This is a genomic window from Paenibacillus sp. J14 (genome assembly GCF_000518465.1).
GTDB lineage: Bacteria > Bacillota > Bacilli > Paenibacillales > Paenibacillaceae > Fontibacillus > Fontibacillus barengoltzii.
Genome location: NZ_JADQ01000024.1, coordinates 38,183 through 53,348 on the forward strand (window position 1 = coordinate 38,183; position 15,166 = coordinate 53,348).

General features: G+C 52.1%; 12 protein-coding genes. 2 read left to right on the forward strand and 10 right to left on the reverse strand.

The features are described from left to right. Positions 1-251: 251 nt before the first annotated feature. Positions 252-1,565 carry an MFS transporter gene (locus M891_RS23765; protein WP_051416938.1) on the forward strand — a complete coding sequence of 438 codons (1,314 nt, stop codon included), beginning with the start codon at positions 252-254 and terminating at the stop codon, positions 1,563-1,565. A 5-nt stretch (positions 1,566-1,570) separates the two neighbouring features. Here the strand turns inward: M891_RS23765 and M891_RS0111205 are convergent, their stop codons facing one another. Further along, positions 1,571-3,544, reverse strand: coding sequence for a glycoside hydrolase family 127 protein (locus tag M891_RS0111205; RefSeq protein WP_028538899.1), 1,974 nt, complete (start codon positions 3,542-3,544; stop codon positions 1,571-1,573). A 132-nt stretch (positions 3,545-3,676) separates the two neighbouring features. Between M891_RS0111205 and M891_RS0111210 the strand changes: the two genes are divergently transcribed. Further along, entirely contained in the window at positions 3,677-4,558 is an 882-nt protein-coding gene (locus M891_RS0111210) for an AraC family transcriptional regulator (RefSeq protein ID WP_028538900.1), read from the forward strand. 83 nt (positions 4,559-4,641) lie between these two features. On the opposite strand, the gene M891_RS0111215 is transcribed toward M891_RS0111210, so the two are convergent. The 9 genes from M891_RS0111215 to M891_RS0111255 all read right to left on the reverse strand — a co-directional run bounded on the left by M891_RS0111215 (position 4,642) and on the right by M891_RS0111255 (position 15,144). Further along, positions 4,642-5,550, reverse strand: a complete 909-nt coding sequence (locus M891_RS0111215) for a hypothetical protein (RefSeq protein WP_051416940.1) — start codon at positions 5,548-5,550, stop codon at positions 4,642-4,644. A gap of 137 nt (positions 5,551-5,687) precedes the next feature. Continuing rightward, positions 5,688-6,134 (reverse strand): disulfide oxidoreductase, encoded by a 447-nt coding sequence (locus M891_RS0111220; RefSeq protein ID WP_028538902.1) that lies wholly within the window; start codon positions 6,132-6,134, stop codon positions 5,688-5,690. A 44-nt stretch (positions 6,135-6,178) separates the two neighbouring features. Next, a complete protein-coding gene (locus M891_RS0111225; RefSeq protein ID WP_016311216.1) occupies positions 6,179-6,892 on the reverse strand; it encodes a DsbA family protein in 714 nt (237 codons plus the stop codon). A 194-nt stretch (positions 6,893-7,086) separates the two neighbouring features. Continuing rightward, positions 7,087-7,725, reverse strand: a complete 639-nt coding sequence (locus M891_RS0111230; RefSeq protein WP_028538903.1) for a 50S ribosomal protein L25 — start codon at positions 7,723-7,725, stop codon at positions 7,087-7,089. Between the two features lie 373 nt (positions 7,726-8,098). Beyond that, a complete protein-coding gene (gene ptsP / locus M891_RS0111235; protein WP_028538904.1) occupies positions 8,099-9,811 on the reverse strand; it encodes a phosphoenolpyruvate--protein phosphotransferase in 1,713 nt (570 codons plus the stop codon). Then, positions 9,804-10,079 (reverse strand): HPr family phosphocarrier protein, encoded by a 276-nt coding sequence (locus tag M891_RS0111240; RefSeq protein ID WP_009224359.1) that lies wholly within the window; start codon positions 10,077-10,079, stop codon positions 9,804-9,806. Before M891_RS0111240 ends, ptsP begins: the two co-directional genes overlap by 8 nt. A 131-nt stretch (positions 10,080-10,210) precedes the next feature. Then, positions 10,211-12,286: a glucose-specific PTS transporter subunit IIBC gene (ptsG, locus tag M891_RS0111245; protein ID WP_028538905.1), complete on the reverse strand. Its 2,076-nt coding sequence runs from the start codon at positions 12,284-12,286 to the stop codon at positions 10,211-10,213. A 235-nt stretch (positions 12,287-12,521) separates the two neighbouring features. Then, on the reverse strand, positions 12,522-13,367 hold the full coding sequence (gene glcT, locus M891_RS0111250) for a glucose PTS transporter transcription antiterminator GlcT (RefSeq protein ID WP_028538906.1): 846 nt from the start codon (positions 13,365-13,367) through the stop codon (positions 12,522-12,524). Between the two features lie 190 nt (positions 13,368-13,557). Then, positions 13,558-15,144: a flotillin family protein gene (locus tag M891_RS0111255; RefSeq protein WP_036700134.1), complete on the reverse strand. Its 1,587-nt coding sequence runs from the start codon at positions 15,142-15,144 to the stop codon at positions 13,558-13,560. Positions 15,145-15,166: the final 22 nt, after the last annotated feature.

Sequence of the window (15,166 nt, forward strand, 5' to 3'; positions counted from 1 at the left end):
TGCCAAAATAGTAATCTTTGGTATCATATGCGGGGGTTTAGGCTCTTGTCACAGCTTTTCGGCCTGATGCCGCCGCATGCCGCCTCCTGAAAAAGATGAAATGGTTTCCTCGTTTTCTACCGTTTTTAGCAGAACGGCCGCACGTTACAATATCCTTACGCGACAAACCTCGGAACGCACGTCGAAACACGCCGAAGTTCACTGAAGTTCGCGGAACATCCCTTAAGCCTAAGTCCTGGAGGCAATTAGACATGAAAACCGATCTTGCCATAAACACCGCTCAAAAAGCATCCGTCAACCTCAGCCCGGCTGCCGCAGGCACGTCAAATGAGCCTGACGCCAGCGCCCGATCGACGGATAGTCCCGCGACTGCACCCAATCTCGGGTATCGCCGCTCGTTTGCAATTATTTTGACTAGCGTTGTGCTGTTAAGCTTCGGCGGGAAGCTCTATGAAATCATCCTGCCGCTGATGATGTATGCCATCACTCATTCCTCTGTGGCGATGAGCAGTATGAAAACCGCAGAGCTGTTGCCCAACTTCTTCTTTGCCATCTTCATCGGCGTCTTGGTTGACCGCGTCAACAAAAAGCGCTGGGTCCTCTGGATGATTGGACTGCAAGCGATGCTGCTGCTTGCCTTTGCCGTCTTATTCCGCAGCGGGATCCATCTGCTACCGGTCTATTACGCCATCGGCTTCCTGTTGATGACGCTGAACTATGGATATTTTAATGCCGAAGTCAGCCTGATCAAACTGAGTGTCCCGGCTCGGGAACTGACAAGCGCCAATGCCAAGCTGAGCTTCGCCGAAACGTTTGTTGGCATTATGGGGCCGGCGTTGTCCGGTCTGATCCTGATGTTATCCGACATTTCTGATGGCTTGCTTATCACGTCGTTCTGTTACCTGATATGTATGGGGTTATTTACTAGACTAAAATTGGCGGAGCAAAAAGAAACCCCGCGGCAATCCCGATTCACCGCGGAGTTTCTGGAAGGCTGGCGCGCTTTTTGCGCGAACAAGCCGCTTGTCTTGATGACCGTGTTCGTCGTCTTTCTAAACTGTACGCACACCGTGATTAGTACGACATCGATCTACTATGCCAAGGATGATTTGGGGTTATCGTCGTCCCTGCTGGCCGTAGTACTCTCGGCGTCAGGGGCCGGAGGTCTTGCCGGAAGCTTGCTGCTCAGCCGGTTAAGACAATCCTGGGGTCTGGGCAAAGTGTTTGCTGCATCCATCTTGCTGAACGTCATTGCTTATCTCCTTCTATTTATCTCCAAAGGCCTCGTGATGTTCGCCGTTGCTCTTTTCCTATCCGGATTTGCCGCAACTCTGTACAGCGTGTCGGTGTACGCCTTCCGCCAAGAGCAGACGCCGGCCCCGCTGATGGGACGGATCGCCGGAATTACCGGGACCTGCTTCCGGATCGGCATGCCTATCGCCGTCTACGCCTCTGGCTGGGTTATCGCCTGGTGGGGTACAAGCGTTATCTTTATCGCCTGCGCGATATGGAATCTGACCGTCCTGGTCTTTTATGTGCGAACCCGGTTGTGGAACGTTCAGTAGACGATTTAGCGCTCGCGCACCCACACCATCATTTCCCCTTCGCCGCGGTTCGCCCAGGCATAATACGGGATAAACTTCAGCGTTGCCGGTTGCTCTGCCAGACGCGGCGACGCGCTGTACAATCCGCCGTCCCAGTCCGACCCGGTGATGCGAACCGCCTCCGTCTGCACGGTAACGATGCCGCCCAGAAGATCGGCTTCGTATGCCGCGTGAAGTTCGGCCTTCCGCGGCAACACCAGCTCATGCAGGTTCGCCCCGTTGTCAGCCTGCTCCAGGCAATAGACGAGCGGACCGCGCTGCAGCGCCACCTTGCCGGCGTTGCCGCGTACGAGAGGATGGCTGTACATCCGCGTCACCGGCATCGCCAGCTTCAGCTCCACCACATCCCCTGCACACCATTGCCGTGCCAGCCGAATGTAGCCGTCCTGAAGCACAGCTCCCTCCAGTTTCACTTCTACTCCATTCACGTGAAGGCTCGCTTCTGGGCACCAATCCGGCAGCCGTAACGCCAGTGTAAAACGGCCTTCTCCCTCTGGCTGCACCTCAAACCGCACCTTTCCATCCCAAGGATAATCGGTCGTTTGCGTCAGCTTCACCTTGCCGCCGCTCGTTGGCAATTCAGCTTCCCCGCCGATATAGAGATGCGCATATACCGTATCGCCTTGCACTGTATAGATGTATTCGCCAAGTGAGGCTAGCAGCCGGGCGATATTTGGCGGACAGCAAGCGCAGCCGAACCATTCCTGACGAACCGTTTTGATATGGTCAAACTTATGGTTCGCGCCTCCGCAAGCTTTCGGATCCACCTCCAGCGGATTCACATAGAAGAAATGCCTGCCGTCCCTTGCCATTCCAGCGACAACCGTATTGTATAAAGCCCGCTCCATCACATTGGCATATCTCGAATCCGGCGAAATTCGCAGCATCCGTTGGGCGAAGAAGATCAGCCCGATAGAAGCGCAAGTCTCCGAATATACCGTGTCATTCGGCAGGTCGTAATCAAATGAAAATGCTTCGCCCTGCGGCATGGAGCCTACCCCGCCGGTAATATACATCTGTTTGTCGACGATGTTGTCCCACAGCTTGCGGCAGGCAGCCAGCATCGACTCGTCACCGGTCAGCGCTGCAACGTCGGCCATCCCAGTCAACATATACAGCAGCCGAACCGCATGCCCCACCGCAGTCTCCTGCTCTCGTACCGGCAGATGTGCCTGATGGTAAGCGAGATTCACATGATCGGCATGTCCCGCCCAGTGCGTTTGACCTCCCCGCCGCTTGAGCTCCTCTTCGAAGAAGGAAGGCTTCTGTCCCCGTTGCTCCAGGAAAAATTGGCTTAGTCGCAAATATCGCTCTTCTCCGGTCACCTCGTACAGCTTAACGAGCGCCAACTCGATTTCCTGATGGCCGTCGTACCCGGGCAGCTTGCCGGGTTCCGCACCAAACACGCTGTCGATATAATCCGCAAACTTGATGACGATGTCGAGCAGGTTTCTTTTGCCCGTGGCCCGATAATAGGCGACTCCCGCTTCAATCAAATGTCCTGCGCAATACAGCTCATGGCATTCCGTCAGATTCGTCCAGCGCTTGTCCGGCTCCTTCAGGATATAATACGTGTTCAAATACCCGTCTTCCCGTTGTGCCAAGGCCATCGTATCAATTAACCCGTCGGCGATCGCTGCCAGCTCCGGATTTGGATCCGCTTCCAAAATATAAGCAGCGGCTTCCAGCCATTTCGCCAAATCGCTGTCCTGGAATACCAGCCCGTAATATTCTCCCTGAGCCTGCCCTGCGGCAATTTGGAAATTGCGTACAGCGCCGCTAGGTTCAGCACCTTCCACCCGATCATTTAATGCTTCCCATTGATAAGGAACAACCACATCCTTCACCAAACGGATATAGTAACTCCAAAATTCGTCTCGAATGTTCACCCGATTCAGCGCAACCCGCTCGGAACGCGGCATTTGCCCGGCTAACTTCATCGCAAGGCCTCCTCCTTTTTTTCAAAAAATCATACTGACAAATCTCATTTTATCTCATATATTTAGAACGAAATACGAATCCTATCAACCTCAAAGTTATAATATTTCACACTCGAAATGGAGGAGAGTTCCTTGCCGAAACCAACGGACCTGGTACAGCTGACGGCGCCGCCTTTGCCTTATTTTTTGGAATGTGGACATACCGTCTATCAGCCCGGAGACGAGCATCCCAACCGACGGAATATCGGGATCTTTGATTGGATCGTCGTGGAATCCGGCACGTTATACCTCGGGGAGTCGGGGCAATCCTGGAGCTTAGGGGCCGGCCAATCGCTGCTGCTGTTGCCCGATCGGCATCATTACGCGGTGAAGCCATGCGAGGAGATAACATCGTTTTATTGGCTGCATTTTCATACGGTCTGTGCTTGGCAGCAGCTCCCGGCAGAGGAAGCGGATCATCGTTATCCGGACGCGGATGAGCATTACAGCCGTTTCCTGGCTGCACCGTACTCTCTGCATCTGCCGAAAGCGTGGGACCTTCCTTCACCGGACCAGACGTTCCGCTTGTTCCGACAGCTGTTGGGAGGCCTCGGGGAACGTCAATCCCGGGCGTTTTGGAACCGGCAGCAGCGGTTCGAGGAATTGCTTCGCTCAATGGACCTCCGGCAGTTGGAATCGCATGCCTCGCCGGTAGTAACCGTTGCGGAGAAGGCCGAGGCCTACATCAAGAGCAACTTCCGTTCGGAGCTTAACAGCGGGCAGATGGCCGATGCCTTGCATTACCACTATAACTACATCACGCGCTGCATGAAGCAGGTATATGGCATGACGCCCAACGATTACTTGCTGCATTACCGGCTAGAGCAAGCCAAGCTGCTGCTGCTGACCACAGAGTGGCCGATTGCGGACATTGCTTCTTACGTTGGCTTCAACAGCACGCCCTACTTCTCGAACCGGTTTGCGTTCAAAAACGGCTGCTCTCCCCGCGAGTTCCGCAAGCGATATATGTCTTAAGAAAACGTCATTCTTTCTGATATCTTAAAAAACAAAAAAACCGCCCATTGCATAAAGCCCAGCGCGGACGGTTTCATTCATAATTAATTTGTTGCCACAACGGTGTTGATCGATGCGAACGCATGCGGACCAAAGCCTTCCGATGCCTCGCCAACCGGTTGATTCAGCAGAAAGGCAAATCCCTGCCCGTCGATGTTCTTGACGATATACTGCTGGGTCAGCCCCTTGCCTTGGGCGATCAGGAACAGCTCCGCATCACGCATCGTTTCGTAGATCTGATCGCCGCTGCGCTGCTCCACGTTACCGATTTTCGACATCTCCCTCTTGGCTGCTTTGGCCAGTTCCTCGATGTTGTAATCGGCAGGCAGCTTGGAAATGATCACATGATAATCCGGGTCGTAATTCATCATGAGCTTGTTGGTTTTGGCATCAAAGGAGAAGATGTCGAACATATAAAATGCGTAGCCGTCGCCCTTTTGCAAAGTGGCCGTTTTCGTCTCTTTCATGCCTTCCAGCTCAAGCTCAATCGATTTCTCCGCCGGCAGATCCGATGTTGCACCGGAGTCCGTAGCCTCTTTGGCAGGAGCCGTTTCCAGCTTCATTAAGACGAGTTGCTTCAGCGCAGCATCGCCTTCCACTGCCCGCTCCACATACTCGAATGACACCGGTGTGCCTTGCACCAGACTCTGAGCCGACGCGCTTATAGTTTCATCCATTTGAAAAGCCGTTGGCGTCCCCTCCACCTCAATCTCCGCAGAGTGGTTGTCAATCAAACCAACAAACGTTCCCGTCCCCTGCTTCGTTTCGGCTGCGACGTCATCGGGTGAGTTGTTGCCTGTCTCCGTCTGGTTCTCATTCGTTTCACCGCCAGCATTCATTCCAGGCTCAGCACTGTTCCCGGCACAAGCGGTCAACGAAATCACAAGCAGGATCATTCCCAGCCAGCCGGCGGTCTTCTTCCATCTATGTTTCTTTAAACTCATGTTTGTCATGATAAGCACCCCCACATACACAGACGGCTTAACTCTTTAAAAGGTTGCCATCGCAAGGCAATTTACGCGAACGCTTCGCAAAAGCGCAAAAAAGAGGCAGCCTCCTTAAGACGGAGAGCTTGCCTCTTCCTAATTCCTTACTGTTCCTCAACTTCTTTGCCCTCGCGAGCGGCCAATAAGAACAGGACGATCAGCACGAAGGCAACCAGCGCCATGAACGGAATCGTAATAAATCCGAGCCAGCCTTGCCCAAGATAATCGACGTTGCAAGGAACGCCAATTTTGCAGGGAAGCAGCTTGGCTAACGCCGGGATTTTTTGCTCGCTGTAATGATAAATGGAGATCATGCCGCCAATGATGCTGAGCGGGAGCACATACGGAATGATGTGCCGATCGTTCTTATACGCAGCAATCCCCAGCAAAATGACCTGCGGGTACATGAAGATCCGCTGGAACCAGCACAGCCGGCACGGCTCATAATGCAGCACTTCGCTTAGATACAAGCTGCCCGCCGTCGCGACCATCGCAACCAGCCAGGCGAGGTAGATGCCATAGTCCCTCAAAAACCCCCGCATCGTCCTCATTCCTCCTCTTTACTCCTTTTTCAACCTCGGTTGACTAGAAGGTCTTACTCTCCGGCCAGTTCGTTGTCGATGGTCTTCTTCAGCGTCTCATAATCGCCAAGGTTGCCGGCATACTCGATCCCATTGATGAAGAACGTCGGTGTGCTGTCTACACCCAGCTTGTCTCCTCGAGCCAAATGCGCTGACACCTCGTCCTGATACGTGGCCTCTGCGATATCTTTCTGCAACAGGTCGTAATCGATGGGTAACTCCAGCTCCTTAGCCAGGTTGACCAAAAATTCAGGCGAAGCCCAACCGCTGTTCTCCTCCCCCTGGCGTTCAAAAATCGCATCGAAATATGTCCAGAATGCCTCATTGCTTTGATGATACACCGATTGAGCGGCCAGCGCGGCCGTAAACGAATCGGAACCGATAAACGGCAAATTCATGAAATAAAAAGCAACTTTACCTTGATCTATATAATCCTTCGCCAACTCTGGCTTAATCAGTTCATTAACATGTTTACAAGACGGACATTGATAATCCCCAAACTCCACAATCTTAACAGGGGCATCAGCTTGTCCCAACACAGGCAGCGCAGCATAATCAAATTCGACGGGCTTCGGTTTCGGCTGAATCGTCAAGACAACGATGATCAGAATCAGAAGCAACCCCACGGTCGAAAACCAGATCAGACGTCTCCTCTTTAATTGCTGTTGCTGCTTTTGTTGTTCGGCTTTGCGCTTGGCCAAAGCGTTCTTTGTTGTTTTCGGCGGCATGCGATCCCTTCTTTCCATATAATAGTTCATTTTCAATATACGTTTTATCCTGCAACCATTCTAGTTACAAAAGCAAGATTCGTCAAGTTGAGCCTAGAACTTCGCTGGAACTTTCCCATAAAAAAGGCTGCCCTAACGCCCAAGGCATTAGTAACAGCCCTTCAAAGAAACTCCTATCCAGCGATCGTCTTAGGTTATTCCTTCGCTTCGTCCGCGCCTACCGTTCCTTCAGGTTCGCCGTCAGCCGAGGCTTCCTTCGCCAAATCCGCATCAGCCACCCGTGGCAGCACGATGGAAGCTAGCAATTCCTCTGGCTGAGCATGCATCGTCACGCCTTCCGGCAGCTTCACATCTCCGGCCATCAGCTTGTCCCCCGCATCCAGCGAAGAAATATCGACCTCCAAGGATGCCGGCAAAACATCCGGTAAACCCTCCACTTCCAGCTCCGTCTCCTGAATCTGCAATACACCGCCTACCTTCGCTCCCGCAGCCGTACCTGTGTAATGCAGCGGTATTTTTACGCGAATCGGTTTGTTTTTGGACACTTGTTGAAAATCGACATGCAAAATCTTCCCTTGCTGTTGCTGAACATCTTTAATCAGCGCCGGGACGGTTGGCCCCCCTTCGACATTCAGATCAAAAAACTCCGATCTGCCTGTCCGTACAACCTTCAACAGCTCCTTCTCGTCCACATAAACTGCAAGGTTCTCGGTTTCCGCTCCATACACAACCGCAGGAACACGTCCATGTTGTCTCAGCTTGCGCAGCGTGGAACGATGGAAATCCGTTCTTGGCGTAGCATTTAGTTGAAACGTGTGATGGTTCGTACTCATCTTGCAACAACCTCCTTGAAATTGTGCCTATTGCGTCACTGACATAATTGCCATGGCATAAGCTCCATAAACGTATAGTGCCCATTTTTACCACCACTAAACTTCTCAATGTTCTATGCTCTTCTGGCCTCTTTTGCACCATTATCCCTTTGCTTCAGAATTAGAGTTCGATCAAAGGCTGATCCTCCTAGTTCCGAGCTATGCGGTGTTCCCCACACCCCCTGATGCAACGGGATAATCATCGAAAAGAGGGCCAGACACCCCAAACAGTCCGCAAAGGAGCATCACATGAATCGCCTCGCCAAAGGAAAAAACCGGCGCCTTAACGGCACCGGTTCAAGAGGAAACCCTATTATTTATCAATTGGAAAAGATTATGCTTCGATCGAGCGAACCAGCTCTACGACCTGTTCAGCCGTCTGCATTTGCAGCGCCTTCGCTGCCAACTGCTCCATATCTGCTTTGGACAGCTTGGAGATTTGCGAACGAGCCGGCAGGATCGAAGTTGCGCTCATGCTGAATTCATCCAGTCCAAGCCCCAGCAACAACGGAATTGCCGTTGCATCGCCAGCCATCTCGCCGCACATTCCAGCCCATTTGCCTTCTTTGTGCGCTGCATCGATGACCATTTTGACCAAGCGTAAAATCGATGGGTTATATGGCTGATACAAGTAAGATACACGTTCGTTCATGCGATCGGCTGCCATCGTATATTGAATAAGATCGTTGGTACCAATACTGAAGAAGTCCACTTCTTTGGCGAACTGATCGGCCAAGACCGCAGTCGAAGGAATCTCCACCATAATGCCGAGCTGAATCTCGTCGGAGACTTGAACGCCTTCGGCTTGCAGCTTCTCCTTCTCTTCCAGAAGCAGCGCCTTCGCCGCGCGGAACTCATCTAACGTTGCGATCATCGGGAACATGATGCGCAAGGTGCCGTATACGCTGGCGCGAAGCAAAGCGCGCAGCTGCGTGCGGAACAAATCCTTCTGCTCCAAGCACAGGCGAATCGCACGGAAGCCCAGGAACGGGTTCATTTCCTTCGGCAGATTCAAATAAGGCAGTTCTTTGTCGCCGCCGATATCCAACGTGCGGACAACGACCGGTTTGCCTTCCATTTTTTCCAGCACGGTCTTGTAGGCGTTGAATTGAACTTCCTCTGAAGGCAGCTCTGTGCGTCCCATGTACAGGAATTCTGTCCGGTACAAGCCCACTCCTTCACCGCCGTTCTCCAGCACGCCCGTCACGTCGTTAGGCGTACCGATGTTCGCAGCCAATTCCACGTGAACGCCGTCTTTCGACGTCGTCTGCACCTCGCGCAGCTTCTTCCATTCTTCGATCTGCACCAGGTACTTATCGCGTTTGGCTTTGTACTCGTTCAGAACATCCTCGGTCGGATTGATAATGACACTGCCGTCCAATCCGTCCACGATCACCAGATCGCCGCTGTTTACCTTATCCAGCACCTCTTTGGTACCAACAACCGCCGGGATTTCCAGCGAGCGGGCCATGATTGCCGAGTGCGACGTCCGTCCGCCGATATTCGTTGTAAAGCCTTTAACGTAATTGCGATTCAACTGTGCCGTATCCGACGGCGTCAAGTCTTCCGCAATCACGATGACTTCCTCGTTGATGTCAGCCGGGTTGACGTAGTTCAGTCCGAGCAAATGCGTAAGCACACGCTTGGTAACGTCTCGCATATCTGCTGCGCGTTCCTTGAGGTAGGCGCTTTTCATATTTTCAAACATCGAGATGAATTCATTAGCGGTTTCATTCAGAGCGTACTCCGCACTTACGTTCTCAGCCGTGATTTTATCGCGAACCGGCGTCAACAGCTCAGGGTCGTTCAAAATCAACAAATGGGATTCAAAAATCTCCGCTTTCTTCTCACCAAGCTCTTGAAGCGTGCGCTCTTTGATCGCTTCGAGCTCCTGTTGAGATTTGGCCAGAGCTTCGTCCAGGCGTGCCAATTCCGCAGCGGAATCGGAAGCATCCCGACGATGAATCGTATAGTCGGGATGTTCCAACTTGAAAGCTTTGGCGATGGCCACGCCAGCCGAAGCGGCAATGCCTTCAATCTTAAGCATTCACTTCTCCAAGCCCTTCGTTAACCATCACTTCGGTGAGCGCTTGAAGTGCTGCTTCTGCTTCTTCGCCTTCAACGATCAGCTTCAGCGAATCGCCTTGTTCCAGACCCAAGGACAGTACGCCGAGGATCGATTTCAGCGTTACTTTCTTGCCGCCGGCTTCAGCGAAGGATTCGGCCCCCTTGAATTTGTTAGCAGTGTTCACCAGAGCCGTTGCCGGGCGTGCATGAATTCCGTCTTCATCCGTAATTTTGAACATTCTTTCCATGAGTAATCCTCTCGCTTTCTGAATTATAATTTTAGAAAAAAATATATAATACGCTCCTTACCCTATTGTAAGGGAACGTGAGAACCAATGCCAAATGCACCGCCGCGATCAAACGACAGCGCATTGGAGCTTTACTTAATAGTGACGATGTCGGCTTCGCCTTTGGATAGCTTGCCGGTTTTGTTCAGCTTCACGGACGCGCCTTCCGGCAAGTTCGAGAAGACGATTGGCGAAATAATGGATGGAGCATGTTCTTTCACATAATCCAGATCGACTTCCAGGATCGGTTGTCCAGCAGCGACCAGATCCCCTTCCTTCACCAGTACATTAAAGCCTTGGCCTTTCAGTTTAACGGTATTTACACCGATGTGCACCAGCACTTCCTTCCCGCCGTCCGACATAATGCCGATGGCATGCTTGCTTGGGAAGACGTTAAATACTTTCCCGTAAACCGGGGAACCAATCACCCCGTCGTGCGGAAGCACGGCAAATCCGTCGCCGGTCATTCTTTCCGAGAAGACAGGATCCGGTACATTGGAAATATCCATCAGCTCACCATTTACCGGCATGACGATATCTTCGTTGATAATCGCATCGCCGTCTTGGGCTGCTTGTTGTTCCACTTCAGCAGGTTTAACCTCTTCCGTCTTGACCGCTTCCGATTTCGCCGCAGGCCGCGGCGTCTTGCCGCTCATAATATCGGCAATTTGCGACTTGATCGTGTCGGAACGTGTTCCGAAGATCGCTTGAATATTGTTACCTACTTCTAGCACACCCGATGCGCCCAGTTTCTTGAGCTGATCCTTGCTGACATTTGCTTTATCCTTCACTTCCACCCGCAGCCGAGTGATGCAGGCATCCAAGTGAACGATGTTCTCTTGACCGCCCAGCGCGGACAAGATGTTATGCGGCAAATCGTCTTGCGAAGTTGCTCCACCAGCTCCCGCGCCTTCCTCATCGGAAACTTGATCTTCGCGGCCCGGCGTTTTCAAGTTAAACTTGCGAATCACGTAACGGAAACCGAAGTAGTAAATGACCGCCAGAATCAGACCAACGATGATGACGTTCCACCAAGGCGTCCGGTTTGGAATCACCCCGAAAATCAGGAAGTCGATCAAACCACCGGAGAAGGTCATCCCGATCTTCGTCCCTAGGATATGCATCGTCATAAAAGACAAACCTGCAAAGATCGTATGAACGGCAAACAACGCCGGTGCAACGAACAGGAACGAGAACTCCAGCGGTTCCGTAATCCCCGTCAAGAAGGAAGTTAATGCTGCCGAGCCCATAATCCCGGCCACATATTTCTTATACTCTGGACGAGCTTCGTGATAAATTGCCAGCGCAGCGGCAGGCAAACCAAACATCATGAACGGGAATTTACCGGTCATAAATGTACCGGCTGTAAACGGTACACCATCGCGCAGTTGTGCCATGAAGATCGATTGGTCCCCGCGCACAAGCTGACCTGCGCTATTGATGTATTCGCCAAATTCGAACCAGAACGGCGAGTAGAAGATATGGTGCAGACCAAACGGAATTAACGCCCGTTCGACTACCCCGAAGATAAACGCGGACAACGTCCGGTTTTGCTCCAGCATAAAGTGGGAAGCCGTGTTCAATCCGGTTTGGATCGGCGGCCAAATGATAACCATCAGCAATCCAAGCAGAACCGAAGTAGCCGCTGTCATAATCGGCACAAACCGTTTCCCGGCGAAGAAGCCAAGGTAAGACGGAAGCTCGATCCGGAAGAACCGGTTATACATTGCGGCAGCTAGGATACCCACGATAATACCGCCGAATACCCCCGTTGCCAACGTTGGGATCCCCAGTACATTGGCATAGGCTGGATCGGTTCCGATCATCGACGGTACTACTCCAATAACCGTTCCCATCGTCACGTTCATGACGAGGTACCCGATAATGGCCGCCAGACCGGCAACCCCCTCGCCCCCAGCCAGACCCACGGCGACGCCTACTGCAAACAGCAAGGCCAGGTTCGTAAAGACGATTTGGCCGGCGTTCATCATGACTGTAGCTACAGCATGAACTCCATGGTTATCCAAAGCTGGAACCAAGTTTAAGAACTCGGGGCTGACCAGCATATTGCCGATCCCGAGCAGCAAGCCTGCCGCCGGAAGAAGAGCTACCGGAAGCATCAGCGCTTTACCTACCCGTTGTAATACCCCAAACAAACGCTTAAACATAAATACCCTCCTGTAATTACTATGGTGGACTAACAAAAACAGGCATGAGCCAATATAGGTCTTTTGTGTTGTACCGTGATCGCTTACGGATATAATGCCCCGTAACCGTCCAATACAATCCAAAAAAACCTCTATCAACTCATGCCTGATCGAATCAGTCACACATTGTGATTATGAAGTTGTTGTTTTAATGCATTAGGAATTATAGCAGACCTTCTTTTTTCGCGCAAGCAAGCTATTGAAGATTTGCCGGCGCCACCCGGTGTAAATGCATGGTTAAATAACTAACCTCTGCCTTATAAACCGGCTGTTTCAGGCGCTGTTCCATAACTTTTGTCAATTTATAGGCAAGCGAATACAAAACAGGATATTCCTCTTTCAGTAGCCGTTCCAGCTTGTGGACTTCCCCCACTTGTTCGCCCCGCCGTATCCGTTCGATCGCAAATCGCAAATGGGTGAGCAGACGCGAATAGTCCAGCGAGTTGCGAAGGATGGAGAAGTGAAGCTCCTTCTCAATGATGCCTACCAAATCTGCGATCAACTGGGCATGTCCGCGGACCTCGCTGATATGACGGTTGGTGATGGCGCTGTTAATATGAAGCGCCACAAAGCCGATTTCGTCTTCACCAAGATCAATCCCCAGCCTGTCCTTAATCAAACGTATGGCGTATTCCGCTAATTCATATTCCAGTGGATAAATTTCCTTTGTTTCGAACAAAAATGGATTATGAAACGCGATGTCCTGCTCCGCCCGCTTAATCGCAAACGCCAAGTGATCTGTCAACGCGATATGAATATGCTCATTCAGTTCGGTTTGGGTTTTTGAGGAAATATACATAATAATTTCGCCGATGATCTCGATCAGTTGCTCATCCACTTGGTGCACGAGTTGCTTGTATTGCTCCTGCTCTTGCTGGTTCGTAAGGATGAACATCTTCTCTACCGCTTCCAGCGAAATGGAATCTCCCGTTTTTCGGTTAAATCCGATGCCTTTGCCGATGACAACGACCTCGCCATGCTCCGGATGATTCGCGATGATGACATTGTTATTCAACACTTTGGCCACGCGCAGGCTGTTCACAACAGTAGCACCTCTTTTCCTATATTCCGAAAACGGTTAAGCCCATTATAATGGATTTTGGGGACGCCGTCAGCCGATTCCCAGGCATTTCAAAGGCGTCCTCACTCTCATGAGGAGCGGGACGCCGAGTTTCTTCATATCCTAGGACAAGATACACGGATGGAGGGCAGTTGTCAAGCCAACTTAGGCCCTACTTTTGGTCTGGGTCCGCCGCCTTTGAGGCCGCAGTTTCCAGTACAACCGAATCTGGAACTTTTGCGCCTGCTGCAGACTTGACGGAAGCCGTCTCGAGCTCCGGTTTTGCAGCGACAACTTTGCCTTTGGTCAGACTTTGGATTAACCGATCGAGCTCGATCCCGGAAACGCTCTTCAGCATATCAGGCGCTGTAGCCATCAGCTCGGTCACGTAATTGCTGACGCGAGCAGCTCCCTCGCCCTTGCCCGTATCGACCACGGTCAGCTTGTCGATGGAGGACAGTGGTGCAGCGATCTTGCTTGCCAGCTCCGGCAGCATTTTCGTTACGATATCGAGAATTGCCGCCTCGCCGAATTTCTGGAACGCTTCGGCCAGCTTCTCCTTCGCTTCGGCCTCTGCCAAGCCGCGCAGACGAATGATTTCGGCCTCTGCCGTCCCTTTCGCCCGTTCGGCATCCGCAATCGCCAGACCTTCTAACCGCTTCTGTTCAGCAGATGCTTTAGCTTGCTTTTCAATCGAGTATTGCAACGCATCAGCTTCCCGCATCTTCCGGGCTTTTTCTGCTTCTGCTGCTTGCTCGACGGCATAGCGGTCCGCCTCAGCCTTTTTCTTCACTTCGGCTTCAAGTTGCTTCTGACGGACGATTATTTCTTTCTCCTGCAGATCGATTTCCCGTTCCTTCCGTACCAGCTCAACCTTCATCTGCTCTTCGACCATCACTTGCTTCGCCCGAGCTTCCTGAATGTTATAAGCTTGGTCGGCTTCGGCTTTGGCGGTATCCTGCTCTTTCTTAAAGGACGCAACCTTCAGCTCCTTCTCCTTCTCTGCCTCGGCAATGTTCGTATCGCGGACCACCTCAGCCTTCTGCCCAGCTTCCTCCGCCAACGCCTTCTGGATTCGTGCATCCCGTTGAGCTTCCGCCTCAGCAATGTCGGCATCCCGCTTCACTGCAGCGATCCGCGGTTTCCCTAGCGCCTCCAGGTAACCGTGCTTATCTCGAACGTCCTTGATCGTGAACGAGACGATCTGCAGCCCCATTTTCTTCAGATCACGTGCTGCAACGCTTTGCACTTCCTGAGCGAACTTATCGCGGTTACGATACACTTCTTCAACGGTCATCGAACCCAAGATGGAGCGCAAATGACCTTCCAGCACTTCCTGTGCCTCGCCCTTCAACGACTCAATCGGCTTGCCCATAAATTGTTCTGCTGCTGTTGCGACGTCTTCAACCGAGCTGCCTACCTTAATAATGGCCACGCCGTCCGCAGATACCGGGACCCCCTGCTCGGTGTAGACCTCCGGCGTCATCACGTCAAGCTTATGAGACAGCAACGACAGAAACTCGGCTTTCTGAAAGATCGGCCAGATAAACGCCCCGCCGCCGCGCACGATCTTGATTTTGCGGCCGGATTGGTCGTCGGAAATGTTTTTGTTCCCTAGAAAAGACCCCGTCACGATCATTGCTTCATCGGGACCCACCGTTTTGTATCTTGCCCAAAATGCCAGCCCAAGCACGATGATGACTGCAATCACGATCCCGGGGATGAGTAGGAAATCAGCAACACCTTCGAACAATGACATCAGCTCCCTCTTCTTTAATTGG